Raw genomic sequence first — 26,902 nt, 5'->3', positions numbered from 1 at the left:
CATCACGCCGCGGCAGCAGGGGACCCCGCCGCCTGCGACCCCGAACGCATCTGCAGCTACCTCTAACGAGGGCCAATGCCAGTTCGCCGCTACTAAATTTCCCCAGCGCCCGGCAGAATTGCACCCGAGACGTACACGCGACCAGAAGGAGAGCCCATGACCACCGCAATCTCTGTCATTGTCTTTGATGTCAATGAAACCCTGTCAGATATGTCGCCCATGGGGGAATGCTTCAGCGAGGTGGGGGCTCCGGCCGAACTGGCCAAACTCTGGTTCGCTACGCTGCTGCGTGACGGCTTCGCACTGACGGCCAGCGGAGACATCGGATCGTTCGCCGCCATCGGGGCCGACGCACTCCGGGGACTTCTGACCGGGATGAAGCTTAACCGCCCTCTCGAGGCGGCGGTCGAGCATGTCATGGGCGGTATGGCCGGCCTTGGGGTACATCCGGATGTCCCCGAGGGGATCAGAGCCCTCGCCGCTGCAGGATTCCGGCTGATTACGCTCAGCAACGGCTCAGCCCAGATCGCAGGGAATCTGTTCAGCGAGGCCGGGATCCGGGAAGCGTTTGAGTCGCTGCGCTCGGTCGAAGACGCGCCCGCCTGGAAGCCTGCCCGCGCCGCCTATGAATATGTCGCCGCCGCTTCCAATGCCGACCCAGCCGGCATGCTGCTGGTGGCCGTGCATCCCTGGGACATCCACGGCGCCGCCCGTGCCGGGCTGCATACAGCGTGGCTGAACAGGACCGGGGGCAGCTACCCGGGCTACTTTGAAGCCCCTGAATTCATCATCACAGCCCTGACCGATCTTCCCGCGGCCCTCGCAGCCGCGCACTGACGAGGGCCGTGCCCCCGGCCCGGCGCTGGCCGACCACAGGAACGTCACCTCATTTTCAGCCGCTGGCAGCCGCCCCGGACACGCGCACGGCAACCTGCCCACTCCCCTGCGACAGCTGGGACGCTGCGGCTTCGTCGGCCACCACCGTCACGTGCGGATGCAGCTGCAGGACCGAGCCCGGGCAGTCGGCAGTGACGGGTCCGTTGAGGGCGGCGGCCAGGATGCCGGCCTTGTCCGCGCCGTTGACCACCAGCAGGAGATGGCGGGCTTCGAGGATGGTGCCCAGCCCCTGCGTAATGCACCGGAGCGGCACCTCCTCCGGTGTGCTGAAGTAGCGGGCGTTGGCTTCGCGGGTGCATTCGGTGAGGACTTCCACCCGGGTCCGGGAGTCCAGAGCGGAGCCGGGCTCATTGAATGCCAGGTGACCGTTGTGGCCGATGCCGAGAATCTGCACGTCGATGCCGCCAACGCCGGCAATGGCGGCGTCGTAGTCAGCGGCGGCGGCTTCGGGGTCCGCGGCGCTTCCTTCCGGCACCGCTACGTTGACGGGATCCAGGTGCAGCCGTTCAGTCACTTCGCGCCGCACAACTTCGGCGTAGCTTTCGGGGTGTCCGGCGGGCAGGCCCACGTACTCGTCCAGGGCGAAGGCGCGGACGGAGGACATGTCGAGCCGGTGGTTGGCCAGCGCCGCGTAGATGGGCAGCGGCGATCCACCGGTGGCCACGCCCAGGACGGCGTCGGGCTTGCTGCGGATGACGGCAGCAAGGATACCGGCGGCTACTGAACCGGTGGCTGAGGCGGTAGGAACAACGAAAATTTCCACGGCAATGGCACTCTCTACGAAAAGGGCAGGGCTAAATCCGCCCGGAGCGCGGGCGGCGAAGGAAAAGGCAGAGGGAATACAGGCTAAGCGGCCGCGACGTCCTTGAGCTTCAGGCGGATGCCGTCAAAGTGGCGCTGCAGACGCTCGGACGCAAGGGCCTTGTCCTTGTTGGCCACGGCATCGAAGATGTCCCAGTGATCCTGCGTCTGCTGCTCGAGGTTGACCGGGCCGGTACCGAGGGCCAGGTGGATCTTCCGGTAAACCTGCCAGAAGACATCCATGAGGTTTATCAGCAGCTCATTGTTCAGGGGGGCGTACAGGCGGCGGTGGAACTCGGCGTCGTGATCATGCAACGGCTCCCCATTCTTGGCGGCGGTCTCCATGGCTTCCATGGTGGAGCGCAGATCCGCCAGGTGTTCGTCGGTAAGCAGGTTAATGGCCGGTCCGATCAGTCCAGACTCAAGCGCCTGACGCACATCGATGAGCTCCATGGCTTCTTCGCCCTTGTGGCGTAGGGAAAGCCGGCCACGGAAGGTCAGGCCCGACACCAGGGCGCTGAAGTTGTTGGGCGCAACGAACATGCCAAAGCCGTGCCGGATCTCGATAACGCCCAGGGCCTGCAGTACTTTCAGGGATTCACGAACGGTGTTGCGGCCCACGCCCAGTTCTGCGGAGAGTTCACTTTCGGTGGGCAGTGCGTCCCCAACGTCCAGGCCGCGCTCCAGAATAAGATCCATGATCCGCGTCTGCAGGGCATTCGAACGGAGCTGCGCGCTGAAACGGGCGGGCGATACTTCTTGCGATGCGATGGCCACGGGGTCTCCTCCTTGCCGCGCTTAAGGGTCGCGACTCGTCCTACCTCTCAAGTCTACAGGAGATGGGACGTCCAATGTCCGAAAGTTACTCACCTTTTCGAACATTTTTACCTCGGAGGGACCGAATCTAACCCAAAAGGGATTGCACCACCTCGCGGCACGCCCGATAACCAGGAGTTTTGGGATCGATCAGGGCGTAGTGGTCCCCGGGAACCATGATCAACCGGGTCTCCATGTGCGCGGCGGTACCAGCGGTGACATAGGAGCCGGACTGGCCCGGCGGAACGGTGGAGTCCTCGGATCCATGGACCGCGACAACCGGAACGGCCAGTGGAAGGGCACTCATCGGATCCGCGTACCGGTAGCGGTGCGGATACTTCGACGACGACCCGCCCAGCAGGTTGCTCACCGCACCGTTGCTGAGGTTCAGCTTCTCCGCCTCGGCCAGGTTAAGAAGGCCGGACTGGCTGATCACTCCGGTCAGATGCACTGCGGAGGCGTCGGACCTGCGCAGCACCTGGCGGTCGGCGTCCGGCATTCCCAGCTGAGCAAGCTTGCCGCGGCCAGCAGCCCAGGCAGCCAGATGTCCGCCAGCCGAATGACCCAGCGCCACGACCGGGCCAAGGTTCAGGGCGTGGCTGGCCGCGAGGTCGCCGAGCTTGTCGATTCCGGAGAGCACGTCGATGAACGTGTTTGGCCAGCCGCCGCCGTTTCCGGCCCGGCGGTATTCAAGGTTCCAAGCGGCCATGCCATGGGCGGCCAGATCACGGGCGATCGGCTCACCCAGCTCTGCGCCGTACTGCGAGCGCCAGTAGCCGCCATGGATCACCACCACCACGCCGCGGTGCTCACCGCCAGCCGGCAGCTCCGGCAGGAATAGCTCACCCCATTGGCTGGCGTCCTCGCCGTACTGGTATTTGTGCCGCTTCACTGCATCCCCCTTGGCGCCGCCGCCGGCGGTACCGTCCCGCTCGGCGCCGGGCGAACACGCGGTACCGAGAGTTCCAACGGCGGCCGCGGCCGCCGCGCCAACCAGCGTGCGGAAGACAAACGTCCGACGCCGTAGATCAGCCATGTGCCGAGCCTACAGCGTGCCTCGCGGGGGTCCGCTATGGGTCAAGGCATGCAGTCGCCGAAACACCAAATTAAAGGAGGTGGCCGCCGGCATCATTTCTGGACTTGCCGCCTAGCGGCCTTCCTGGCCGGCGCCGGATGTTTTGCCACCCAGCCGTGCGGTGACTTTGTCTGCCGCTGCCATGCAGGATTCGCCCAGGATCTGCAGGCGTTCCATGGAGACGCGGAACCGTGGGGCCGGGATGAGGACCGCTGCCACGACGTCGCCGCGATGATCGTAGACCGGGGCGGCAAGGCCGACTTCATCCATGGACGATTCGCCGTAATTGATGGCCCATCCCCTGCTGGAAGCGTCTTTAAGGCGGCGCAGATAATCCTCGAGGGAGGCTTCGTCCAGTCCAGGGTAAGTAATGGCTCCCCCGTGCAGAAGGGAACGCACCCGCTCCTCCGGTTGCGTTGCCAGGAACACCTGGACCGAGGAACTCAACGCGTCGTTGTACCGTGCCCCTAGCGGGGCGGTGTGCTTGATCTGGTGACGGCTGGCAATCTGCTCCACGCAGATTGACTCGTTGCCCTCCCACATCATCAGGGCGCTGGTTTCGCCTGTCAGCTCAGTGAGTTCGCGCAGGACGGGATAGGCGACCCGCCGCTCCTCCAGCTCGGCCAGTAACGGGCCGGCGACGGAGATCAGGCCCAGTCCGAGGCGGAACCGGCGCGTTTCCGCGTCCCGTTCCACCAGGTGTTCCTGTTCGAAGGTTGCCAGGATCCGTGACACCGTGCTCTTATGCAAGCCCACCCGGTTGGCGATCTCCGTCACGCCGAGCAACGGGTCATCGGCGGTGAATGATCGAAGGACGGCGATGGCGTTGACGATGACTGAGGCGCCCTTAGTGTCGCCCTTGCCTTTCGTGTCAATGCCGTTGGAGTCGGCGCCGTTGGTGTCACGGGAATCTGGTGTGGTCATGATGCTCACTATCATTGCGCATAGTCAGCGGAAAGCGGCGCCGCGTTACACGGCGCCGCTAACCACGGAGGGGTTAGGCCCCGATGATGTTGTATTCCGGTCCGAACGGGAACTTGGTGATGTTCTCGGCACCGTCTTCACCGACGACGAGGATGTCGTGTTCGCGGTAGCCGCCGGCGCCCGGCTGGCCATCCAGGACGGTAATCATGGGCTCCATGGAGACCACCATGCCCGGCTCCAGCACGGTGTCGATGTCTTCGCGGAGCTCCAGTCCGGCTTCGCGGCCGTAGTAGTGGCTGAGGACGCCGAAGGAGTGACCGTAGCCGAAGGTGCGGTTGGCCAGCAGTCCGTGGCCGACGTAGATTTCGTTGAGCTCCGCGGCGATGTCCTTGCAGACTGCGCCGGGCTTGATCAGCTCCAGGCCGCGTTTGTGGACCTCGACGTTGATGTTCCACAGTTCCAGCGAGCGGGCATCCGGTTCGCCGTAGAACAGGGTGCGCTCGAGTGCCGTGTAGTAGCCCGAGGTCATCGGGAAGCAGTTCAGGGACAGGATGTCGTGTTCCTGGATCTTGCGGGTGGTGGCCCAGTTGTGGGCGCCGTCGGTGTTGATGCCGGACTGGAACCAGACCCAGGTGTCACGGATTTCGGAGTCCGGGAACGTCCGGGCGATCTCGTGGACCATGGCCTCGGTGCCGATCAGGGCAACCTCGTACTCGGTGATGCCGGCCGTGATGGCGTTGCGGATGGCCTCGCCACCCAGGTCACCGATCCGGGCACCGTGCTTGATGACCTCGATCTCTTCGGCGGACTTGATCATGCGCTGACGCATGGCGGCCTGGGCCACGTCCACCAGGGCGGCGCCGGCGAAGGCGGCCTGGATCTTGTTGCGGTTATCCAGCGGCAGCGAGTCGTCCTCGACGCCGAGGCGGCGCGGGCTGATCCCGCGGGTCCGCAGGACTTCCTGGATCGCGAAGATGTAGTTGTCGCGGCGCCAGTCCGTGTAGATGATGTTGTCGCCGAAGCTGCGGCGCCACGGCATCCCGGCGTCGATGTTCGCGGTAACGGTGACGTTGTCATCCTTGGTGACCACCATGGCATAGGAACGGCCGAACGTGGTGAACAGGAAGTCGGAGTAGTACTTGATCGAGTGGTAACTGGTCAGGACGACGGCGTCGAGTTCCTTCTCCGCCATGATCCGGCGCAGGCCGGCGAGCCGGCGCTCGAACTCCGTGTCGGAGAACGTGAGGCTGACCTTCTCGCCGTTCTTCAGGACCTTGGTCCGCTCCAGTTCAGCGACGGATGTGGCGTTCTCGGATGTTGTGCTAGCCATTGTGGGTGATGCCTTTCTTTACTGCGGTTTGCGGGGGTGGAACGTCTTCGGCGCTTGCCGGGCTATTCGTGGCGCAGTGGTTCCTTGCTGGTTTCGCGGGAGAGTGCGACGGCGATCAGGGAGATGACTGCCGCTGCGACCAGATACCATGCCGGAGCCAGGACGTTGCCCGTGGTTGCGATGAGGAGTGTGGCCATGAACGGGGCGGTACCGCCGAACAGGGCGTTGGAGAGGTTGAAGCTGACCGCGAAACCGCTGTAACGGACACGGGTGGGGAACATTTCGGCGAGGAAGCTCGGAAGCGTTCCGTCATTGAGGGTGAGCATGGCGCCCAGCAGGATCTGGACGAGGACGATGACCAGGAAGTTTCCGGTGCCCAGCAGGGCGAAGGCCGGCACCGTCAGCACGATAAAGGTAACCGATGCGGCGATGAGCACCTTCTTGCGGCCGTAACGGTCCGAGAGCATGCCGGTCAGGAAGATGAATCCGATGTACGTCAGCAGCGCGATGGTTGTGGCCAGGAAGGATTCGGTGGCTCCGAGGCCCAGCTCAGAAGACAGGTACGTCGGCATGTAGCTGAGGATCACGTAGAAGCCGACGGCGTTGAGCAGCACGGCTCCGACGGCCAGAAGCAACCGCCGCCAGTGTTTCCGGAACAGACTGGACACGGGAGCCTTGGCCGCCTCGCCCTCTGCGGCCAGTTCGCGGAACACCGGAGTGTCTTCGAGCTTGGTGCGGATGTAGCGTCCGATCAGGCCCATCGGGGCTGCCAGCAGGAAGGGCAGGCGCCAGCCCCAGCTGTGCATCGCGTCGGTACTGAGCAAAGCGGTCAACAGGCCTGCAAGCAAGGAACCGAGGAGCAGGCCGGCGGCGGTGCTGGCGGGCACAACCGCGGCATACAGGCCGCGCTTGTTGGCAGGGGCGTACTCGACCAGGAAGGCCGAGGCTCCGGCGTACTCACCAGAGGCGGAGAAGCCCTGCGCCACCCGGATGATCAAAAGCAGGATCGGAGCCCAGATGCCGATCGTGTCATAGCCCGGAATGAGGGCTATACAGAACGTCGCTCCGGACATGATAAGAATCGAGAGGGAGAGGGCTGTCCGCCGGCCGACCCTGTCACCGATGTGGCCCCAGACGAATCCGCCCAATGGGCGTACCAGGAACGAAATCGCGAACAGGGCGAAAGTCAGCAGAAGCCCGGTCTGGGGATCCGATTCAGGGAAAAACACTGCCGCGATCGTAACGGCCAGATAGCCGTAAACCGCGTAGTCAAACCACTCAACAAAGTTGCCGATAAAGCTGGCCGCGACGACTTTGCGGCGCGTTTCCTTGCTGACCGCACCGTCAGCAGGTTCAAAATTCTGGCCGCTCAACGTGCTGCGACCGGCGCCGGGTCCGTCATGTGCACCATGCGGTTTGGGGCCAGCGCCTCCCGCAGTAGCGGGAGAGGGAGTTTCGTTACTCATGTGTCCACCAAGGTTGTTTGGGGTTGCAATCAGCGCAACGCTGTTGCAATAGACTATGCGTGATGCGCGCCACAGTCAATAGCTCATTTGTGACTAGATTCTCAGGCACCCCGGTAAGGCCGGCGCGTGTTGCCGACGACGACATGCAAGGGTGCGCATGGGACGGCATGGCAAGTAATTGCGTACGCTGACTTTAAGTTGCGTTGAACGAGACCTGCGCCGTCAGATATCCAAGGCGGAACCGGGTTTCGCCGGGCACGTAAAAGCCCGCCGGCCTGCGTATGCAGGCCGGCGGGCTCCGGGGTTTCACTCAGCCGCGCAGGCGCTCCATGCCGGGATCGAAGAGCGGCTCGGCCGTGACGGTCGCGGCGATACGCTTCCCGAAGTACTCGATCTGCACTGGGTCACCGACAGAAACCGACGCCGGCAGCCAGGCGTACGCGATCGGCGTGCGCACGGAGTAGCCGTACGCTGCGCTCGTGACGTACCCGGCAGGCTCGCCGTTGACATAGACCGGTTCTTTGCCGAGCACCACCGAGGTGCCGTCGTCGACGGTCAGGCAGCGCAACGCCCGGGTGGCGGGCTGCTCCTTGCGGGCCGCCAGCGCCTCCCAGCCCACGAAGCCTTCCTTATCCTTGGCGATCGAGAAGCCCAGCCCGGACTCGTAGGGGTGGTGCTGCGACGTCATGTCGGTACCCCAGAGCCGGTAGCCCTTCTCAAGCCGCATGCTGTTGAAGGCTCCGCGTCCGGCTGCGATGATGCCGTGCTCCCGCCCGGCCTCAGACAGCAGGTCCCAGAGCTTCAGCCCGTATTCCGCGGTGGTGTAGAGCTCCCAGCCGAGTTCACCGACGTAGGACAGACGCATGGCCGTGACGGGGATGCCGCCCACCGAGATTTCCTTGGTCCGGAAATACTTCAGGCCGTCGTTGCTGAGATCGTCGCCGCTGACTTTCCCGATCACCTCGCGCGCCAGCGGCCCCCACAGCCCGATGCAGCAGGTGCTGCCGGTGATATCGGAGACGTGCACCCACCGGGCAGGATCCGCGGCCGACTGCCTCCTGGCTTCGACGCGCAGGTAATCGAAGTCCACGTTGCTGTTCACACCCAGCTGGAACTTTTCCTCCGTGAGCCGGGCAACGGTCACGTCGCTGAGGATGCCGCCGTCGTCCGTCAGCAGCAGGCAGTACGTTACGGCGCCGGGCTTCTTGGCGATGTTTCCGGTGCTCAGGCGGTGCAGCAGCGCCTGAGCACCCGGCCCGTTGACCTCCAGCCGCTTCAGCGGCGTCATGTCATAAAGCCCGACGGCGGTGCGCGTCTTCCACGCTTCGGCCGCGGAGATGGGGGACGAGTACATGGCTGCCCACTCGTCCCGCTCCGGCGCCTGCCACTCGACCGGAAGCTCGGCCAGCAACCCGCGGTTTGCTTCGAACCAGTGCGGACGCTCCCAGCCCGCGGACTCGAGGAAAAACGCCCCGAGTTCCTTTTGCCGGACGTTGAAGGGGCTGAGCCGCAGGTCACGCGGGGATTCCCTGGGCTGCAGCGGGTGCATCACGTCGTAGATTTCCACGAAGTTCTGCTGGGAGGTTTCGCTGACGTACTGGTCGCCGGTCTGGACTTTCTCGAACCGCGTGAGCTCGCAGCCGTGCAGGTCGGTGCGGGACCGGCCCTCGGTCAGCAGTTCGGCCATGGCCTTGGCGACGCCGGCCGAATGGGTGACCCAGACTGCCTCGGCCACAAAGAATCCTTCGACGTCGGGCGACTCCCCCATCAGCGGGCCGCCGTCGGGAGTGAACGAGAAGATGCCGTTGAAGCCGTCTTCGATCCGCGTTGCGCGCAGGGCCGGAAGCAGGTCCTGGCAGTCCTCCCAGGCCGGGGCGAAGTCTTCCAGCGTGAAGTCCAGGCGGGAAGGCATGTGGTGCTCTGACATGTCTTCAGCGCCGACGCGTGGCAGCTGTTCCATGTCCACGGGCATCGGTTTGTGTGCGTAGCTGCCGATGCCGATCCGGTTACCGTGTTCGCGGAAATACAGGTCGCGGTCCTGGTAGCGCAGGATGGGCTTACTGGCCCCGTTGGGCATCTCGTTGACGCCGCGCAGCCCGTCCAGCGGGGTGGTCTTGACGTACTGGTGTGCCAACGGCAGCAGCGGGACCTTCATGCCCACCATCTTGCCGAGCTCTCGGCCCCAGAAGCCGGCGCAGGACACCACGAGGTCTGCCGGGATCACGCCGTCGGCCGTTTCAACGCCGGTGACCTTGCCGCGGGCCTGCTCGATGCCGGTCACCGCTGTGGAACCGAGGAATGTCACGCCTGCCTGACGTGCGCGGCTGATCAGCAGCTGGACCGCGCGGGCCGCGGAGGCCAGGCCGTCGGTGGGAACGTAAAGACCGCCGAGAACGGTGTTGCCGTTGCCCAGCGTGCCGGAGTTCAGCAGCGGGTAATGCTTCCGGCACTCATCCGGGTCGATGATCCGGCCTTCGATGCCCCAGGACGTGGCGTAGCCGAGCTTGCGTTCAAGGTCCTTCAGCCGAGCCTCGGTGGTGGCCAGCTCGAGCCCACCCACTTGGTTGAAGCAGGACACCCCGTCGGCACTGAGGGAGAGCAGCTTGTCCACCGTGTAGCTGGCGAATTCGGTCATGGTCTTGGACGGATTGGCCTGGAAGACCAGGCCGGGCGCGTGTGAGGTGGAGCCGCCGGCCAGTTCCAGCGGACCCTGTTCGACGACCGTGATGTTGTTCCAGCCGCGGCTGGCGAGTTCGTCCGCAAGGTTGGTGCCGACGATGCCGGCGCCGATGATGACAACGCGTGGGGATGCGCTCATAAGTGATTCTCCTGGTTCGCGTTAGCGGAATACGACTGTGCGGGTGTTGTTGAGCAGGACGCGGTGCTGGCAATGCCATTTGACCGCCCGGGACAGGGCCTGCGATTCGGCATCGCGGCCCACGGTCACCAGGGCCTCCGCATCCAGGCTGTGGTCCACCCGGAACACCTCCTGCTCGATGATGGGGCCCTCATCGAGGTCCGGGGTCACGTAGTGCGCCGTTGCCCCGACGAGTTTCACGCCGCGGTCATACGCCTGGTGGTAGGGCTTGGCGCCTTTGAAACCGGGCAGGAACGAGTGGTGGATGTTAATGGCCCGGCCGCGGAGGCTGGTGCACAGGTCGTTGGACAGCACCTGCATATAGCGGGCCAGGACCACCAGGTCCGCGTTGTACTCGGCCACGAGGTTCAGCAGCCGGGCCTCGGCTTCCGGCTTGCTGCCGGCCGTCACCGGCACATGGATGAAGGGCAAGCCAGCGGCTTCGGCCATGGCGCGCAGGTCCTCGTGGTTGGAAACCACGACGGCGATCTCCGCGCCCAGGCTGCCCGCCTGCCACCGGAAGATCAGGTCGTTGAGGCAGTGCCCGAACTTCGAGACCATCACCAACAGCCGTTGCGGCCGGCCGTCGTGGATGCTGAAGTCCATGCCGAACTCCCTGGCCGTGGGTGCAAAGGCCGCGGTCAGGTTCTCCACGTTGTTCTCCTCCAGGGGGCCTCCCTGTTCCTCCCGGGGGCTGAGCTCGGGGCCACGGCCGCCGGTGAACGCGGTGCGCAGGTAGAGGTTGCCGCTGACGTGGTCGTCAAACTGCTGGTGCTCCACGATGTCGAAGCCTCGGTCCGCCAGGAACGCCGTGACAGCGCGGACGATTCCGGGCTGCTCGGGGCAGGACAGGGTAAGGACGAACTGGGCGGGGCGGGTGGTGGCCGCTGCCGTCGCGGCTCCCGCTGCGGCAGTGGCGTTGCCCGGGGCGCGGCTCTCAATAAGGATGGTCACGGTTGTTGCTCCTAAAGCGTGCGTGTGGGATTGGCGGACTCGGCACTGGAGACATCGCCGGGGCAGCGGATCCCGTCCGGGCAGCGTTCGCCGCATTCATGTTTGGTCACGAGATCGAACTGGACTCCGCCGTGCTGGTCTACGCCGGCGCGGATGGCACGTTCTACCACTGAGTCCGCTAGCCGGCGCCGGAGTGACATCGGGTCGCGGCGCAGGTCCTTGACGAGGGCGAAGCACAGCAGCAGCATGACCAGGACGAACGGCAGCGCCGCCACTATGGTGATGCGTTGCAGGCCCGAGAGCGCTTCCGAAGGCTCGTCGCCGCCGGCCAGCAGCATTACCGCCGCCACGGCGCCGGTGAGGAGGCCCCAGAAGATCACCAGGCCCCGCTTCGGGTCAGAGGACCCGTTGGAGCTCAGTGACGCCATGATGATCGACGCCGAGTCGGCCCCGGTGATGAAGAAGATGGCAACCAGGACCATGGCCAGGATGATGACCGCAGTGGTCAGCCAGGCAGGCATGGACATGTTTTTCACCAGGTCGAACAGTGCGCCGTCGAAGTCGATGGACGGTGCCCCGTTAACCATGGACACCAGGCCGGCGGTGCCCGCCTTGTCCGCTTCCTGCTGGACGTGGAAGGCTGTTCCGCCAAAGATTCCGAACCAGATGACACTGACGATGCTGGGGACCAGCAGGACGCCGGTAACGAACTGGCGAATAGTCCGGCCCCGGCTGATCCTGGCGATGAACATGCCGACAAAAGGCGTCCAGGATACCCACCAGGCCCAGTAGAAGATGGTCCAGCCGGACATCCACTTGCGCAACGCCTCGTCACCGACGGCCTCCGTGCGGGACGACATTTCGGCCAGGTCCCTGGCGTAGTCTCCTACTGCGGCGGGGATGAGGTTGAGGATGAACAGGGTTGGGCCGGCGATGAAGACGATGAGCGCCAGGACCACGGCCAGGACCATGTTGATGTTGGACAGCCACTGGATGCCGCGGCTGATGCCGGACACTGCCGAGGCAACGAAACAGGCCGTCAGGATGGCGACGATGCCCACCAGGACGGGGGTGCCGATTTCGCCGATCCAGCCGTTCGATGTCAGGCCGCTGCCGATCTGCAGTGCACCCAGGCCGAGGGAAGCGGCCGTGCCGAAGAGCGTGGCAAAGATCGCAAGGATGTTAATGAACTTCCCCACCGGCCCTTCCACAGTCCTGATGCCGAACAGCGAAGTAAACGCTGCGGAGATCAGCTGCCTGCGGCCCAGGCGGTAGGTGCCGTAGGCCATGGCAATTCCCACCACGGCGTACATGGCCCAGGGGTGGAGGGTCCAGTGAAAGATGGAGGTGGCCATGGCCGTCTGGATGGCTGCGGGAGTGCTTCCGTCCACGGTTCCGGGCGGCGGGGAGATGTAGTGGTAGAGCGGCTCCGCTACGCCGTAGAACATCAAGCCGATGCCCATGCCGGCCGCGAACATCATGGAGACCCACGAGACCGTCTTGAACTCCGGTTTTTCGCCATCCTTGCCTAAGGGAATGTTGCCCCATTTACCAAGGGCCAGCCAGAGGACGAAGACAACAAACAACGAGGCCAGGACCATAAAGAGCCAGCCAGTGTACTCCATAACCCAGTTCAGGGCGGTGGTTGAAGTGGCGGCCAGGCTATCCCGCCCGAGGAAGCCCCAGGCCACGAACGCCAGGGCCACGGCGCCGGTGATACCGAAGGTGGCCTTATCGAGAGTGAGCTTACGGTTCCGGCGGTCTGTCACCGACTGTTCGGACCGGGCCTGGCGGAGTTCCTGCATGATCTGCTCGGTGTCCTCGGCCTCTGCGAGCTGCTCCTGGACGGTTAAGGGAAGGGAATCTGTGTCAACGCGTATTTCGTCAACTGTGCGGGTTTCGCTATTCAAAGCCATGAGCCAGTCCTTTGGTTCGGATACATGGGCTTGCTGTTAGACGTGGCCGTCTACTGTCAGGCCAGGGGGGAGGTTGGGAACCTCCATGGATTCGGCGATCATGATGTCGCCGTCGATCACTGTTACTTCATGGGAGCGCACCGGCAGCTTGGCCGGCGGCGCGTCTACGCTTCCCGTGCGCAGGTTGAACCTGGAGGCGTGCAGCGGGCATTCCACCCAGCAGTCCTCCACCCAGCCGTCCGCCAGCGAGGCGTCCTGGTGGGTGCATGTGTCGTCGATGGCAAAGAGCTCGCCGTCTTCTGTGTGGAAGACGGCGATGGGCGGCGACGTATTGAGCCGCAGCGCTTCCCCAGGAGCCAGTTCACTGAGCGGGCATGCCTTGTGCATGGTTGGACCTCTTGTTTTCTTCGGGGACCCGGTGTCTCCCGCGATGGCCGCAACGTTCCGTAGTGAACAACAGCAATCGCCATATGCAACACAGTGCGCCAGCTCACAGTGCTTGTCAAGAGTTTTTTCTTCTGTTGCGTTCTCCAGACTTCCTGGCTTTCCACCCTTGACAGTGACCGTGGCATAGATCACGCTGTTGCATATAGCGATTCTTGTTGCGCACAAAGCAATTGAAAGAGGCCGTATTGATGCAGACGCTTGCGATTATCGGAGCCTCCCTGGCGGGACTTTCCGCCGCCCGGGCGGCCCGCGCCCAAGGCTTTACCGGACGGCTGGTCATCATCGGCGATGAACCCCACCGTCCGTACGACCGCCCGCCGCTGTCCAAGGACTTCCTGCTGGGCGCGATCAGTGCCGAGGACCTTTTCCTGGAAACCGACGCCGATGAGCTGGCGGCCGAATGGGTGCTGGGGGCAGAGGCCGCTTCCCTGGACGCATCCTCCCGGACCGTCTTCCTTAAGGACGGCCGCACCATACAGGCGGACGGCATTGTCATAGCCACCGGAGCGAGGGCACGGCGGCTGCCCACCCTTGCCGGGCTGAGCAATGTCTTTACCCTCCGTACGCTCGCGGACGCACAGAGTCTTGCCCCCGAGCTGGTGCCCGGCAGCAGGATGGCCGTGATCGGGGCCGGCTTCATCGGCGCCGAGGTTGCCGCCGCTGCGGCGTCGCGGGGCATGGAAGTGACCATGATCGATACGAAGCCCGTACCGTTCGCCGCGCAGCTCGGAACGGAGATGGGCGGCGTGGTCGCCGGACTCCACGCAGCCAACGGGGTGGAGCTCATTTCTTCCGCCGTGATCGAGGACTTCTACAGCGGCGAAGGCAACGTCACCGGAATCCGGCTGGCCGGCGGACGCTACGTGGCCGCCGACGTCGTGGTGGTTGGCATTGGGGCCGAGCCCAACATCGGGTGGCTGCAAGGCTCCGGCCTGGAGCTGCGCGGCGGGGTACTGTGCGACGCCATGGGACGAACCGGCATGCCGGGAATAGTGGCCGTGGGTGACTGCGCCGCCTGGTTCGACCTGGCATCGGGCACGCACCGCCGGATGGAACACTGGACCGGCGCCCTTGAGCGGGCAGCCGTCGCCGTCGAGGCACTCCTGGACGCTGACGCCGCTCCGAGGCCGGCCAAGCCGCACTATTTCTGGTCCGACCAGTATGGCGTCAAGCTGCAGTTTGCCGGCCATTCCGCCGGTTACGACCGGGTGGAGATCGAAGTGGGCGACGTCCACGCGCACAGCTGTCTTGCCGTCTACTACCGCGACGATGTGGCAGTGGCGGTCCTTGGTATGAACCAACCCCGCCTGTTTACCAAGTGGCGCCGGAGCCTGGCGGCGCCGGCACCCGATGTGGCGGCACCCGTCCGCCTGGACGTTCCCGGACTCGTGGGGGCCGCCGCCGTGTCCTGAAAGCCCTGCTCCGAAGCTTTAAACCTGAAAACCCGGCCCTACGTTATGGCCTTTGTTGTTGATCTTTGTTCGTTAGGAGGACAAATTGTCTGTTGAGGTAAGTGCCCCGAGTCTGATCCCCACCCTTCCCGGCTACACATATGTGAATGAGGGCGTGTTCCGGGCCGAGCAGGAACGGATCTTCGAGCAGATGTGGTTCTGTGCCGTCCGCTCGGCCGACCTGGACAAGCCGGGCGCCTGGCGAACGGTCCAGATCGGGCGGGAGAGCGTGCTGATCAGCCGCACCCGCAAAGGCGGGATCCGCGCCTTCTACAACGTGTGCCGTCACCGGGGCGTCAAGCTGTGCATGGAGGAGCAGGGTGAAGCTGCGCGCTCGTTCCAGTGCCCGTACCACGCCTGGACCTACGACTTTGAGGGCAAACTCATCGCGGCGCCCAACCTCACCAAGATGCCGGATATCGACCGCGACGAATACGGCCTGGTGAAGGTCCACATCCGCGAATACCTGGGCTACGTGTGGGTGTGCCTGGCGGACGAGCCGCCGTCCTTCGAAGAGGACGTGATGGGTGCCATCGAGGAGCGGCTCGGCGACCTGAAGGCGATCGAGGGCTACGACGTGGCCAACCTCAGCCTGGGCCGCCGCATCCGCTACGACGTGAAGGCGAACTGGAAGCTGATCATTGAGAACTTCATGGAGTGCTACCACTGCGCCACCATCCATCCGGAACTGACGGAGGTCCTGCCGGAGTTCGCTGACGGGCTGGCCGCGCAATACTTCGTGGGACACGGCGCGGAGTTCGGTGAGGACGTCAAGGGCTTCACGATAGACGGCTCGGAGGGGCTCGACCTGATTCCGGGAATCGAGGAGGGCCAGGACCGCCGCTACTATGCCATCACCATCAAGCCCACGGTGTTTGTGAACCTGGTCCCGGACCACGTGATCATCCACCGCATGTTCCCCATGGCCGCGGACCACACCATCGTGGAATGCGATTGGCTGTACCTGCCCAGTGTTGTGGAGAGCGGCAAGGACGTCACTGCCTCAGTGGAGCTCTTCCACCGCGTAAACCAGCAGGACTTCGACGCCTGCGAGCGCTGCCAGCCGGCCATGGGCTCAAAGGTCTATGCCAAGGGCGGTGTGCTGGTGCCAAGCGAGCACCACATCAGCGCCTTCCACGACTGGGTACAGGAGAAGGTCGGGGACGTCGCCCCGCGCGGTTGAGGCGTTACCGGCCTCCGGTGTAGCCCATCTTTGCGCTGATCTGCAGGCCGGCCTGCTTCAGTGCTTCGAGGAGTCCCGGCGACGTTTCCGGATCGAAGCGGAAGGCCGGCCCGGAAATACTGACTGCACCGATGACCGCTCCCATATGGTTCAACACAGGCACGGCCATCGAGTGGAGCCCGATTTCAAACTCCTCCCGCACCACCCCGTAGCCATCACGGGCGACGTCGAGCAGTTGGGTTTCGAGCTCTTTCCTGTTGGTGATGGTGCGCGGGGTCCGGGCCGGCAGCCCGGTCTCCTTCAGGACGCGGTCCCGCTCGTCCGCCGGAAGCGCCGCCAGCAGGACCTTCCCGCTCGACGTCGCGTGCAGCGGTGTCAGGCTGCCCACCCAGTCATACGTGGCCAGCGTGGACGGGCCCATCGCCTGGTCCACGTTGACGGCGTAGTTGGAGCGCAGGACCGCGAGGTTCACTGTCTCCTTGAATTCCTCGGCCAGGCTTTCCAGCACGGGCCGGGCTTCGCGGACCAGGCTGAGCCGGCCGGGGATGGAGCTCGCCAGCCGGAGGATGCCGAAGCCCAGCTGGTACTTCCCCCGCTCGCTGTTCTGGTGAACCATTTCCCGGCTCACCAACGAACCCAGCAGCCGGGAGACGGTGGACTTGTGGATGCCCATCTCTTCGGCGATGTCGCTCACGCCAGCATGACCGTCCCGCGCCAGGATCTCCAGGACCGCGAGGGCCCGGTCCACGGACTGGACGCCACCGTGCTGGCCTGTGTCCGCATCGACGTCTGATTCGCGGTCATTGTTCGAAGCCATGATCCATACTCTCAAGTAATGTGCGGCTTGCCTGCCCGCCACGAAGGCCGCTCAGAGCGTCCTCTCGGTTAGTTCCACGCTTTCGATCCTATGCTGCCGGGGGGGGCCGGGCTGCTAGAGCACCTTGCGGATGGTTTCCTCAAAGCTGGTGACGTGGTGCAGGGCAAGCTCGGCCGCCCTGTCGGCGTCGCCCGCGGCCACCGCCTTGAGCAGGTCCACGTGCTCGGTGATGTGGCCACTGACCGATGGAACCTTGTCCAGGACCAGGCACCAGATGCGCGTAGCCAGGTTGTCGTAGCGGATCAGCGTATCTTCCAGGTGCGGGTTGGCGGCCGCCTTGTAGATCAGCCGGTGAACCGTCAGGTCGTACCTCATGAGGTCGCGGGACTCCGCCGGGTTGGGATCCAGTTCCGCAATGGCATCGGCCACCTGCAACAGTTCACGGCGCATGGACTCGCTTGCCCTGTTGGCCGCTCGGCGCGCGGCCAGCGGCTCCAGCAGTTCCCGGATCGCCGAGACATCGGCCAGTTCCGTGAAGTCCACATTCGTGGCAAAAGTACCGCGGCGCGGATAGGACACCACCAGATGGTCTACCTCCAGCCGCTTGATGGCCTCTCGCACCGGCGTGCGGCCGAAGCCCAACTCTGCCGCCAACTGCCCGTCATTGATCGGCTCGCCGGGGCGGATTTCGAGCATGATCAGCTTGTCGCGCAACTGCCGGTAGGCGGCCTCCGCCTGCGACGGCGCTTCAACCTCGGCGCTAGGCAGTAGAGGAAGTGCATTCAAGGTGCCGCTCCATTCTTCGCGTGTGCGGCTCCGAGCTTCCAATCGGAAGCTCGGAGCCATCTTGCCACCGGCTATTGACTATTGTGTGATTCCAATCATACCATTGAGCTAACACTGATATATCAGTTACTACAACAGTGGTATTTCAAAGGAGCATCCGTGGTTGAGCAGTTGAACGATCGACTTTCCCTCGTCGATCCCGAGGTCCAGCAGGCCATTAGCAATGAGCTGCTCCGCCAGCAGTCGACGCTGGAAATGATCGCCTCGGAGAATTTCGCCCCGTCCGCCGTCATGGAGGCGCAGGGCTCGGTCCTGACCAACAAGTACGCCGAGGGCTATCCCGGTAAGCGCTACTACGGTGGCTGCGAGCACGTGGACGTCATCGAACAGCTCGCCATCGACCGGGTCAAGGCCTTGTTCGGGGCGGAATTCGCCAACGTGCAGCCGCACTCCGGCGCCCAGGCCAACGCCGCCGCCATGTTCGCCCTGCTGAACCCGGGCGACACCATCATGGGCCTGAGCCTGGCCCACGGCGGCCACCTCACCCACGGCATGAAGATCAACTTCTCCGGCAAGCTCTACAACGTAGTCCCGTACCACGTGCGTGAAGACGACCTCCGGGTGGATATGGCCGAGGTCGAGGCACTCGCCCTCGAACACCGCCCGAAGCTGATCGTCGCCGGCTGGTCCGCCTACTCCCGCCAGCTCGACTTCGCCGAGTTCCGCCGGATCGCCGACCTCGTGGACGCCTACCTGATGGTGGATATGGCCCACTTCGCCGGCCTGGTGGCTGCAGGGCTGCACCCGAATCCGGTGCCCTACGCCGACGTCGTCACCACCACCACGCACAAGACCCTCGGCGGACCCCGGGGCGGAGTCATCCTCGCCAAGGAGCAGTACGCCAAGAAGATCAACAGCGCCGTGTTCCCCGGCCAGCAGGGTGGCCCGCTGGAGCATGTCATCGCCGCAAAGGCCGTGGCTTTCAAGCTCGCCGGCTCCCCCGAATTCAAGGAACGCCAGGAACGCGTCCTGCAAGGATCGAAGCTCCTGGCCGAACGGCTCCTCCGCGACGATGTTGCCGCGGCAGGAATCTCCGTGGTCAACGGCGGCACCGACGTGCACCTGGTCCTGGTGGACCTCCGCAATTCCGAACTGGACGGTCAGCAGGCCGAAGACGCCCTGCACCGGATCGGTATCACGGTCAACCGCAACGCCGTCCCCTTCGACCCCAGGCCGCCCATGGTGTCCTCCGGCCTCCGGATCGGCACCCCCGCCCTCGCCACCCGCGGCTTCGGTGCCGTGGAGTTCACGGAGGTTGCGGACATCATCGCGACGGCGTTGATCGCCGCTGCCGGCACCGGCACCACCGGGACAACGTCCCTGAGCGACAGCACCGTCGTCGAACTCCGTGCCCGTGTGACCGCGCTTGCCGAGCAGTTCCCCCTCTACGCCCACCTCAATGGCGGCACCGACGTTGCCGCTTTCGAATCTGACATGATTGGAGCAGCCCAGTGAACACCCAACAGCTCCCCGAGCACCCGGATTTCCTTTGGCGCAACCCTGAGCCCAAAAAGAGCTACGACGCCGTGATTGTGGGCGGCGGCGGGCACGGCCTGGCTACCGCGTACTTCCTCGCCAAGAACCACGGGATGACCAACATCGCCGTCCTGGAAAAAGGCTGGCTGGCCGGCGGCAACATGGCCCGGAACACCACCATCATCCGTTCCAACTACCTCTGGGACGAGAGCGCGGCCATCTACGAGCACGCGCTCAAGCTCTGGGAAATCCTGCCGGAGGAGCTCGAATACGACTTCCTGTTCAGCCAGCGCGGCGTGATGAACCTCGCCCACACCCTGGGTGACGTCCGTGAAAGCATGCGGCGGGTCGGGGCGAACAAGCTCAACGGCGTGGACGCGGAATGGCTGGACCCGAAGCAGGTCAAGGAACTCTGCCCCATCCTGAACATCAGCGACAACATCCGTTACCCCGTGATGGGCGCCACGTACCAGCCCCGTGCGGGCATCGCCAAGCACGACCACGTGGCCTGGGCCTTCGCCCGCAAATGCGACGAAATGGGCGTGGACATCATCCAGAACTGCGAAGTCACCGGCTTCATCAAGGACGGCAACCGCGTCACCGGCGTCAAGACCAGCCGCGGCACCATCAACACCGAAAAGGTGGGCCTGTGCGCTGCCGGGCACAGCTCAGTCCTGGCGGAAATGGCCGGCTTCGAGCTTCCCATCCAGTCCCACCCGCTCCAGGCCCTGGTCTCCGAACTGCACGAACCGGTCCACCCCACGGTGGTCATGTCCAACCACGTGCACGTCTACGTCTCCCAGGCCCACAAGGGCGAACTGGTGATGGGCGCCGGCGTCGACTCCTACAACGGCTACGGCCAGCGCGGATCCTTCCATGTGATCGAGCACCAGATGGCGGCCGCCGTCGAACTCTTCCCCATCTTCGCCCGGGCACACGTGCTCCGGACCTGGGGCGGCATCGTGGACACCACGCTGGATGCCTCCCCCATCGTGGGCAACACTCCGGTGGAGAACATGTTCGTGAACTGTGGTTGGGGCACTGGCGGTTTCAAGGGCACCCCGGCCGCGGGCCTGACGTTCGCCCATAACATCGCCACGGGCACGCCGCACGAACTGAACAGGCCGTTTGCGCTGGAACGCTTCGAAACCGGCGCCCTGATCGACGAACACGGCGCAGCCGCCGTCGCCCACTAGCAGCCCTCCCCCAGAAAGAAGAAGCACATGCTGCTCATCTCATGCCCCAACTGCGGCTCGCGCGACGAGACCGAATTCCATTACGGCGGCCAGGCACACGTGGCCTACCCGGAAAACCCGAACGAGCTGAACGACAAGGAATGGGCCCACTTCCTGTTCTACCGGGAAAACACCAAGGGCATTTTCGCCGAACGCTGGTTGCATAGCACCGGCTGCCGCCAGTGGTTCAACATGCTCCGCGATACCGTCACCTACGACATCAAGGCCGTGTACCCCATGGGAACGCCCCGCCCGGATGCCGCCGGGAAGTCAACCGCGGAAACCGGCACAGCGAGCCTCGCCGCTGACAGCACCACCACCGGTACCGCGGCGCCGAGTATTTCCGGCACCAGCATCGCCCCGGCCGCAACACCCGCCAGCACCACCGCCCCGAAGGGAGCAACCAAGTGACTTCCCAGAATGCCCGCCTCGCCGCCGGCGGACGCATCGACCGCACCATCTCCTGGCGTTTCACCGTGGACGGCGAGGAATTCGCAGGCCACCCCGGCGACACGCTCGCCTCGGCCCTGATTGCCAACGGCCGCATCGCCGCAGGTAACTCCCTGTACGAGGACCGCACCCGCGGCATCATGTCCGCCGGCGTGGAGGAATCCAACGCCATGGTCAAGGTCTCCCCGCGCTTCCCCGGTGACGTTGCCGAGTCCATGCTCCCCGCCACCACTGTCGCCTTGGTGGACGGCCTGAAGGCAGAACTGCTCAACGGCTTGGGCAAGCTGGACCCTGAGGAGGACCGTGCCGAGTATGACAAGAAGTACGTCCACACCGACGTCCTGGTGATCGGCGGCGGCCCCGCCGGCCTCGCCGCAGCCCGCGAGGCCGTCCGCACCGGCGCCCGCGTCATCCTCATGGACGACCAGCCCGAACTGGGCGGAAGCCTTCTGTCCGGTTCCACCGCGCCCGGGCTGGCTGAGGCCATCGAGGGCAAACCGGTACTGGAATGGGTAGCCGACGTGGAGGCTGAACTGGTTTCCGGGGCTGAATCCACCGTCCTGAACAGGACTTCCGCCTTCGGCGCCTACGACGCCAACTACGTCATTGCCGTCCAGAACCGCACCGACCACCTGTCCAGCCCTGCAGCGCCCGGCGTTTCCCGGCAGCGGATCTGGCACGTCCGTGCCAAGCAGGTGGTGCTGGCTCCCGGCGCCCACGAACGGCCCCTGGTCTTCGAGAACAACGACCGCCCCGGGATCATGCTCGCCTCGGCCGTCCGCAGCTACCTCAACCGCTACGCTGTGGCCGCCGGGCAGCGCGTGGTCATCAGTACCACCAACGACAGCGCCTACGCTCTGGCAGCGGACCTCCGCGACGCCGGCGTCAAGGTCGCAGCCGTCGTCGACGCCCGCCCCCAGCTCACAAAGGTGGCTGAGGCCGCCGTCGAAGCCGGCACCCGTGTACTGATCGGCAGCGCGGTGGCCAACACCGCATCCGATGCCGCAGACGGCCGGGTGGAGAGCGTCACCGTCCGCAGCATCAACGACGACGGCGAACTCACCTCCGGCGTCGAAGAGATCGCCTGCGACCTGCTGGCAGTTTCCGGTGGCTGGAGCCCGCTGGTGCACCTTCACTCGCAACGGCAGGGCAAGCTGCGCTGGGACGATGAACTGGCCGCTTTCGTGCCGAGCACCGTGGTTCCCAACCAGCAGACCATCGGCTCCGGCCGCGGCAGCTTCGAGATCGGGGACTGCCTGGCCGAGGGCATCTCCGCCGGCGCCGCTGCTGCCATTGCGGCGGGCTTCGCGTCGGAAACCCAGCCGACCACTCTTGGCGAGCCGAAGGCCTCCGCCCCGACCCGCCAGCTGTGGCTGGTGCCCGGTCAGACCGGCGGCCCGGATGACTGGCACCACCACTTCGTGGACTTCCAGCGCGACCAGTCCGTGGCCGACGTCCTGCGATCCACCGGCGCCGGCATGCGGTCCGTAGAGCACATCAAGCGCTACACCTCGATCAGCACCGCCAACGACCAGGGCAAGACCTCAGGGGTCAACGCGATCGGCGTCATCGCAGCGGCGCTGCGGACCGCCGGCGAAGCCTCCCGTGGCATCGGCGACATCGGCACCACCACCTACCGTGCACCGTTCACCCCGGTGGCGTTCTCGGCCCTCGCCGGACGCCAGCGCGGCGAACTCTTCGATCCCGCCCGCCTCACGTCGGTCCACCCGTGGCACGTCGCGCAGGGTGCCCTGTTCGAGGACGTTGGGCAGTGGAAGCGGCCCTGGTACTACCCTCAGGCCGGGGAAGATATGGACGCTGCCGTGCTCCGGGAGTGCGCCGCCGTCCGCGAATCTGTCGGTTTCATGGACGCCACCACCCTGGGCAAGATCGAAATCCGGGGCAAGGACGCCGGTGAGTTCCTCAACCGGATGTACACGAACGCGTTCAAAAAGCTCGCCCCGGGTTCCGCCCGCTACGGCGTGATGTGCATGGCGGACGGCATGATTTTCGACGACGGCGTGACCCTGCGCCTGGATGCGGACCGGTTCTTCATGACCACCACTACCGGCGGCGCCGCGAAGGTGCTGGACTGGCTGGAGGAATGGTTGCAGACCGAATGGCCTGAGCTGGACGTGCACTGCACCTCGGTGACCGAGCAGTGGTCCACCATTGCCGTCGTCGGGCCCAAATCCCGGGCGGTTCTCGCCAAAGTGGCGCCGGAGCTGGCAGCAGACGGCGGACTCGAAGCAGATGCCTTCCCTTTCATGACATTCCGGGAAACCACACTGGCTTCCGGCGTCCAGGCACGGATCTGCCGGATCTCGTTCTCCGGCGAACTGGCCTACGAGATCAACGTGCCGTCCTGGTACGGGCTGAACACCTGGGAAGCGGTGGCCGCAGCCGGGGCTGAATTCAACATCACCCCCTACGGCACCGAAACAATGCACGTGCTCCGCGCAGAGAAGGGTTACCCGATCGTCGGCCAGGACACCGACGGTACGGTCACCCCGCAGGACGCCGGGATGGAATGGGTGGTCTCGAAGGCCAAGGACTTCATCGGCAAACGCTCCTACGCCAGGGCCGACGCCCAGCGCGCGGACCGCAAGCACCTGGTCAGCGTCCTGCCCGTGGACGGGACGCTGAGGCTGCCCGAAGGCACCCAGCTTGTGGAGAAGGGCATCGCCACGAACCCCGCCTACGGCCCGGTGCCCATGGAGGGGTTCGTGACCTCGAGCTACCACAGCGCCGCTCTGGGCAGGTCCTTCGCGCTGGCCCTGATCAAGAATGGCCGCAACCGCATCGGCGAGACCCTGGTGGCCGCCGCCGGCGACCAGTTCGTTGACGTTGTTGTGGCAGAAACCGTACTTTTTGACCCCGAAGGGACCCGCAAAGATGGCTAACACAGCAGCACTCGACGGCATCAATGGACTCCGCGACATCCGCCGCAGCCCGGCCTCACACCTGGCCGCGGCAATGGATGCCGGCTCCATCCAGGGAACGGTGGTCCTGAAAGAAGGCCTGTTCCAGACCATGGCCGGCGTCCGGGTGGATCCCCGCTCCGAAGAAGGCTCACGGATCGCCGCCGTCACCGGCGGCCTGCCGGCACGCTGCGGCGACGTGGGCGGAACGGACCGCGTCACCGTTCTTTGGCTGGGACCCTCAGAGTTCCTGGTGGTGGCACCGGAAGAAGCCCACGATTCCCTGGGCGGTGACCTCATCGGCTCTCTCGTGGCCGCGCTGGGCGACGCGCCGGGCCAGGTTGTGGACCTCTCCGCCAACCGCACCACGTTCGAACTCTCCGGTCCGCGTGCCCGGGCCGTCCTGGAAAAGGGCTGCGCCCTGGACCTGCACCCCCGCAGCTTCACCACGGGTGCAGCCCTGTCCACCGAGGTAGGCAATATCCCGGTGGTCCTGCAGAAGACCGGGGAGGAAAGTTACCGGATCTTCCCCCGGGCCTCGTTCGCGGAGTTCCTGGGCCGTTGGCTCCTGGACGCAATGAGGGAGTTCGCTTCCCCCGAGGTGCCCTGATGGCGCTTAGCGCCCTGGACCTGTTTTCCGTTGGCATCGGGCCGTCGTCCTCACACACGGTCGGCCCGATGCGGGCGGCAAAACTGTTCGCTGACGGGCTTAAGAGCGGTGGGCTCCTGAGCTCAACCACCCGGGTCCGGGCCGAACTGTTCGGCTCCCTTGGTGCCACCGGGCGGGGCCACGGCTCCGACAAGGCGGTGGTACTGGGCCTGCAGGGCCTGGACCCGGAGACGGTGGATACCTCCACCGCCGACGACCAGGTGGCCGCAGCCGCCCTCGACGCCGAACTTATGATCTGCGGGGATCACCGGGTGGACTTCAACTGGGATGAGGACGTAGTACTGCACCGCCGCAAGTCCCTCCCCGCCCACCCCAACGGTATGACCTTCCGGGCCCTGGACCACACCGGGACCGTCCTTAGCGAACGGAGCTTCTACTCCATCGGCGGCGGCTTTGTAGTGGACGGCGACGCCGATTCCGGCGACAGGGTGGTGGCCGATGACACCGCCCTGCCATACCCGTTCACCAGCGCCGACGAACTCCTGGCGATCTGCAAGCGCGAGGGCATGTCCATCTCCGACGTGATGCTCGCCAACGAACTCACCTGGCGCAGCGAAGCGGAACTCCGCGAAAAGCTGCTGGCACTCTGGGCGGTCATGCGCGAGTGCGTGGACAACGGCTGCGCCGCGGAAGGAATCCTTCCCGGCGGGCTCAACGTCAGGCGGCGCGCGCCGTCGTTATTCAAGACCCTGACCGCGGATACGGGCGTCACCGATCCCCTCCGGGCGATGGAATGGGTCAACCTGTTCGCCCTCGCCGTCAACGAGGAAAACGCCGCCGGCGGGCGGATCGTCACCGCTCCCACCAACGGCGCGGCCGGCATCGTGCCTGCCGTCCTGCACTACTACGTCAAGTTTGTTCCGGGGGCCGACGACGACGGTGTGGTCCGCTTCCTCCTCGCGGCGGCCGCCGTCGGGATTCTTTTCAAGATCAACGCCTCAATCTCCGGCGCCGAAGTGGGCTGCCAGGGCGAAGTGGGCTCTGCCTGTTCCATGGCTGCAGCGGGCCTGTGCGAGGTCCTCGGCGGCACCCCCGAACAAGTGGAAAACGCCGCCGAAGTGGGAATCGAGCACAACCTCGGGCTGACCTGCGACCCGGTGGGCGGCCTGGTGCAGATCCCCTGCATCGAACGGAACGCCATCGCCAGCGTCAAGGCGATCAACGCCGCGCGGCTGTCCCTTCACGGGGACGGCAGCCACAAAGTGTCCTTGGACAAGGCCATCAAAACCATGCGTGAGACAGGAGCGGACATGAAAACCAAATACAAGGAGACCTCCCGCGGAGGTCTCGCCGTCAACGTGATCGAGTGCTGAGCCATGACCGACATCCAGACTGAAACACGCCCGTTACCGGTCACCACCGTGGAACACGTCCTGACGCTGGACTGCCCCGAGACGCCCGGCATCGTCCACGCCGTCTCAGGTTTCCTGCTGGAGCATGGCTGCGACATCGTGGACAGCAAGCAGTTCGGCGAACGGTCGGAGGCGCACTTCTTTATGCGCGTGCACTTCGCGTCCGACGGCGATGCCTCCACCGCTGAGGCGTTGCGGGCCGCTTTTGGCCCGGTGGCGGAGCGGTTCGGGATGAGTTGGCGGCTGGAGCGGCACGGCGCCAAGCGCCGCGTGCTGATCATGGTGTCCAAGTTCGGCCACTGCCTCAACGACCTGCTGTTCCGCGCCAGAACCGGCGAGCTTCCCGTAGAGATCGCCGCTGTGGTCTCCAACCACACGGACCACCAGACGCTGGTGGAATGGCACGGCATTCCGTTCTTCCACGTGCCCGTCACCGCCGACACCAAGCCCGCCGCCGAGGCCCGGCTGCTGGAACTGGTGGACGAATTCGACGTGGAACTGGTGGTGCTGGCCCGCTACATGCAGGTGCTCAGCGACGAACTCACCCGCAAGCTCGACGGGCGCGCCATCAACATCCACCACTCGTTCCTGCCCAGCTTCAAGGGCGCCAAGCCATACCACCAGGCGTACGCGCGCGGTGTGAAGACCGTGGGAGCCACCGCCCACTACGTCAACGCCGAGCTCGATGAAGGGCCGATCATCTCCCAGCAGACCGTTGAGGTAGACCACACCTACGGCCCCGAGGACCTGGTCGCTGCCGGCCGGGACACCGAGTGCAAGGCGCTCAGCAACGCCGTGCGCTGGCACTGCGAAGGCCGGGTCATCCTTCAAGGCAATAGAACCGTCGTACTGCGCTGATAGATGTCCGGCCAGAAGCACGGCAGAAGCTGTGTCACGAGGGCGCATGGCACGTCCCATAAAAAACGAAAGAGACAGCCAATGAATCAGGCATTTCCCACGATAACGGGCAGCAACCGCGTCAAGCGGGGCATGGCTGAGATGCTCAAGGGCGGCGTCA

22 protein-coding genes are annotated in these 26,902 nt (G+C 65.0%); 10 read left to right on the top strand and 12 right to left on the bottom strand.

What is annotated here, in order from left to right:
* Positions 1–156: 156 nt before the first annotated feature.
* On the top strand, positions 157–837 hold the full coding sequence (locus QK290_RS17000; RefSeq protein WP_282331817.1) for a haloacid dehalogenase type II: 681 nt from the start codon (positions 157–159) through the stop codon (positions 835–837).
* A 55-nt stretch (positions 838–892) separates the two neighbouring features.
* Here the strand turns inward: QK290_RS17000 and QK290_RS16995 are convergent, their stop codons facing one another.
* The 10 genes from QK290_RS16995 to QK290_RS16950 form a co-directional block, all read right to left on the bottom strand.
* Positions 893–1,660: a glucosamine-6-phosphate deaminase gene (locus QK290_RS16995; protein ID WP_282331816.1), complete on the bottom strand. Its 768-nt coding sequence runs from the start codon at positions 1,658–1,660 to the stop codon at positions 893–895.
* Between the two features lie 83 nt (positions 1,661–1,743).
* Positions 1,744–2,475, bottom strand: a complete 732-nt coding sequence (locus QK290_RS16990; protein WP_282331815.1) for a FadR/GntR family transcriptional regulator — start codon at positions 2,473–2,475, stop codon at positions 1,744–1,746.
* A 127-nt stretch (positions 2,476–2,602) separates the two neighbouring features.
* Positions 2,603–3,406: an alpha/beta hydrolase gene (locus QK290_RS16985; RefSeq protein ID WP_282331819.1), complete on the bottom strand. Its 804-nt coding sequence runs from the start codon at positions 3,404–3,406 to the stop codon at positions 2,603–2,605.
* A 255-nt stretch (positions 3,407–3,661) separates the two neighbouring features.
* Complete coding sequence (locus tag QK290_RS16980; protein WP_282331814.1) at positions 3,662–4,513, bottom strand: IclR family transcriptional regulator; 852 nt, start codon at positions 4,511–4,513, stop codon at positions 3,662–3,664.
* A 73-nt stretch (positions 4,514–4,586) separates the two neighbouring features.
* A complete protein-coding gene (locus QK290_RS16975) occupies positions 4,587–5,843 on the bottom strand; it encodes an aminopeptidase P family protein (protein WP_282331813.1) in 1,257 nt (418 codons plus the stop codon).
* Between the two features lie 62 nt (positions 5,844–5,905).
* Positions 5,906–7,309, bottom strand: a complete 1,404-nt coding sequence (locus QK290_RS16970) for an MFS transporter (protein ID WP_282331812.1) — start codon at positions 7,307–7,309, stop codon at positions 5,906–5,908.
* A 310-nt stretch (positions 7,310–7,619) separates the two neighbouring features.
* Positions 7,620–10,127 carry an FAD-dependent oxidoreductase gene (locus tag QK290_RS16965; protein WP_282331811.1) on the bottom strand — a complete coding sequence of 836 codons (2,508 nt, stop codon included), beginning with the start codon at positions 10,125–10,127 and terminating at the stop codon, positions 7,620–7,622.
* A 21-nt stretch (positions 10,128–10,148) separates the two neighbouring features.
* Positions 10,149–11,120 carry a formyltetrahydrofolate deformylase gene (gene purU / locus QK290_RS16960; protein ID WP_282331810.1) on the bottom strand — a complete coding sequence of 324 codons (972 nt, stop codon included), beginning with the start codon at positions 11,118–11,120 and terminating at the stop codon, positions 10,149–10,151.
* Between the two features lie 11 nt (positions 11,121–11,131).
* Entirely contained in the window at positions 11,132–13,036 is a 1,905-nt protein-coding gene (locus QK290_RS16955; protein WP_282331809.1) for a BCCT family transporter, read from the bottom strand.
* 36 nt (positions 13,037–13,072) lie between these two features.
* Positions 13,073–13,423, bottom strand: coding sequence for a bifunctional 3-phenylpropionate/cinnamic acid dioxygenase ferredoxin subunit (locus QK290_RS16950; RefSeq protein ID WP_282331808.1), 351 nt, complete (start codon positions 13,421–13,423; stop codon positions 13,073–13,075).
* 248 nt (positions 13,424–13,671) lie between these two features.
* On the opposite strand from QK290_RS16950, the gene QK290_RS16945 reads away from it, so the two are divergent.
* Positions 13,672–14,895 (top strand): FAD-dependent oxidoreductase, encoded by a 1,224-nt coding sequence (locus tag QK290_RS16945; RefSeq protein WP_282331818.1) that lies wholly within the window; start codon positions 13,672–13,674, stop codon positions 14,893–14,895.
* An 85-nt stretch (positions 14,896–14,980) separates the two neighbouring features.
* Positions 14,981–16,117 carry an aromatic ring-hydroxylating dioxygenase subunit alpha gene (locus QK290_RS16940; RefSeq protein ID WP_282331807.1) on the top strand — a complete coding sequence of 379 codons (1,137 nt, stop codon included), beginning with the start codon at positions 14,981–14,983 and terminating at the stop codon, positions 16,115–16,117.
* Between the two features lie 4 nt (positions 16,118–16,121).
* Here QK290_RS16940 and QK290_RS16935 read toward each other — a convergent pair whose 3' ends face one another.
* Together QK290_RS16935 and QK290_RS16930 are read right to left on the bottom strand one after the other, a co-directional pair.
* Positions 16,122–16,934 carry an IclR family transcriptional regulator gene (locus QK290_RS16935; protein ID WP_282331806.1) on the bottom strand — a complete coding sequence of 271 codons (813 nt, stop codon included), beginning with the start codon at positions 16,932–16,934 and terminating at the stop codon, positions 16,122–16,124.
* Between the two features lie 114 nt (positions 16,935–17,048).
* Complete coding sequence (locus QK290_RS16930; protein WP_282331805.1) at positions 17,049–17,720, bottom strand: GntR family transcriptional regulator; 672 nt, start codon at positions 17,718–17,720, stop codon at positions 17,049–17,051.
* 159 nt (positions 17,721–17,879) lie between these two features.
* On the opposite strand from QK290_RS16930, the gene glyA reads away from it, so the two are divergent.
* The 7 genes from glyA to purU (QK290_RS16895) are packed head-to-tail and all read left to right on the top strand — an operon-like array spanning position 17,880 to position 26,742.
* Positions 17,880–19,235 carry a serine hydroxymethyltransferase gene (gene glyA, locus QK290_RS16925; RefSeq protein ID WP_282331804.1) on the top strand — a complete coding sequence of 452 codons (1,356 nt, stop codon included), beginning with the start codon at positions 17,880–17,882 and terminating at the stop codon, positions 19,233–19,235.
* Positions 19,232–20,452 (top strand): sarcosine oxidase subunit beta family protein, encoded by a 1,221-nt coding sequence (locus tag QK290_RS16920; protein WP_282331803.1) that lies wholly within the window; start codon positions 19,232–19,234, stop codon positions 20,450–20,452. Before glyA ends, QK290_RS16920 begins: the two co-directional genes overlap by 4 nt.
* 27 nt (positions 20,453–20,479) lie before the next feature.
* Positions 20,480–20,902 carry a sarcosine oxidase subunit delta gene (locus QK290_RS16915; protein WP_282331802.1) on the top strand — a complete coding sequence of 141 codons (423 nt, stop codon included), beginning with the start codon at positions 20,480–20,482 and terminating at the stop codon, positions 20,900–20,902.
* Positions 20,899–23,844 (top strand): sarcosine oxidase subunit alpha family protein, encoded by a 2,946-nt coding sequence (locus QK290_RS16910; protein WP_282331801.1) that lies wholly within the window; start codon positions 20,899–20,901, stop codon positions 23,842–23,844. Before QK290_RS16915 ends, QK290_RS16910 begins: the two co-directional genes overlap by 4 nt.
* Entirely contained in the window at positions 23,837–24,472 is a 636-nt protein-coding gene (locus tag QK290_RS16905) for a sarcosine oxidase subunit gamma family protein (RefSeq protein WP_282331799.1), read from the top strand. The genes QK290_RS16910 and QK290_RS16905 overlap by 8 nt, the downstream gene beginning before the upstream one ends.
* Positions 24,472–25,845: an L-serine ammonia-lyase gene (locus QK290_RS16900; RefSeq protein ID WP_282331798.1), complete on the top strand. Its 1,374-nt coding sequence runs from the start codon at positions 24,472–24,474 to the stop codon at positions 25,843–25,845. Before QK290_RS16905 ends, QK290_RS16900 begins: the two co-directional genes overlap by 1 nt.
* A gap of 3 nt (positions 25,846–25,848) precedes the next feature.
* A complete protein-coding gene (gene purU, locus QK290_RS16895) occupies positions 25,849–26,742 on the top strand; it encodes a formyltetrahydrofolate deformylase (protein WP_282331797.1) in 894 nt (297 codons plus the stop codon).
* Positions 26,743–26,902 lie beyond the last annotated feature (160 nt).

Source organism: Pseudarthrobacter sp. AL07, from assembly GCF_029960665.1.
GTDB lineage: Bacteria > Actinomycetota > Actinomycetes > Actinomycetales > Micrococcaceae > Arthrobacter.
This window is presented reverse-complemented; position numbering and strand designations above follow the sequence as displayed.

What these genes read in the sequence shown, in the direction of transcription:
- QK290_RS16945 (WP_282331818.1), top strand. Translation starts at nt 13,672, where the DNA reads ATGCAGACGCTTGCGATTATCGGAGCCTCCCTGGCGGGACTTTCCGCC.
- QK290_RS16975 (WP_282331813.1), bottom strand. Translation starts at nt 5,843, where the DNA reads ATGGCTAGCACAACATCCGAGAACGCCACATCCGTCGCTGAACTGGAG.
- QK290_RS17000 (WP_282331817.1), top strand. Translation starts at nt 157, where the DNA reads ATGACCACCGCAATCTCTGTCATTGTCTTTGATGTCAATGAAACCCTG.
- QK290_RS16950 (WP_282331808.1), bottom strand. Translation starts at nt 13,423, where the DNA reads ATGCACAAGGCATGCCCGCTCAGTGAACTGGCTCCTGGGGAAGCGCTG.
- QK290_RS16900 (WP_282331798.1), top strand. Translation starts at nt 24,472, where the DNA reads ATGGCGCTTAGCGCCCTGGACCTGTTTTCCGTTGGCATCGGGCCGTCG.
- QK290_RS16970 (WP_282331812.1), bottom strand. Translation starts at nt 7,309, where the DNA reads ATGAGTAACGAAACTCCCTCTCCCGCTACTGCGGGAGGCGCTGGCCCC.
- QK290_RS16965 (WP_282331811.1), bottom strand. Translation starts at nt 10,127, where the DNA reads ATGAGCGCATCCCCACGCGTTGTCATCATCGGCGCCGGCATCGTCGGC.
- QK290_RS16955 (WP_282331809.1), bottom strand. Translation starts at nt 13,036, where the DNA reads ATGGCTTTGAATAGCGAAACCCGCACAGTTGACGAAATACGCGTTGAC.
- QK290_RS16905 (WP_282331799.1), top strand. Translation starts at nt 23,837, where the DNA reads ATGGCTAACACAGCAGCACTCGACGGCATCAATGGACTCCGCGACATC.
- QK290_RS16935 (WP_282331806.1), bottom strand. Translation starts at nt 16,934, where the DNA reads ATGGCTTCGAACAATGACCGCGAATCAGACGTCGATGCGGACACAGGC.
- purU (WP_282331797.1), top strand. Translation starts at nt 25,849, where the DNA reads ATGACCGACATCCAGACTGAAACACGCCCGTTACCGGTCACCACCGTG.
- QK290_RS16915 (WP_282331802.1), top strand. Translation starts at nt 20,480, where the DNA reads ATGCTGCTCATCTCATGCCCCAACTGCGGCTCGCGCGACGAGACCGAA.
- QK290_RS16980 (WP_282331814.1), bottom strand. Translation starts at nt 4,513, where the DNA reads ATGACCACACCAGATTCCCGTGACACCAACGGCGCCGACTCCAACGGC.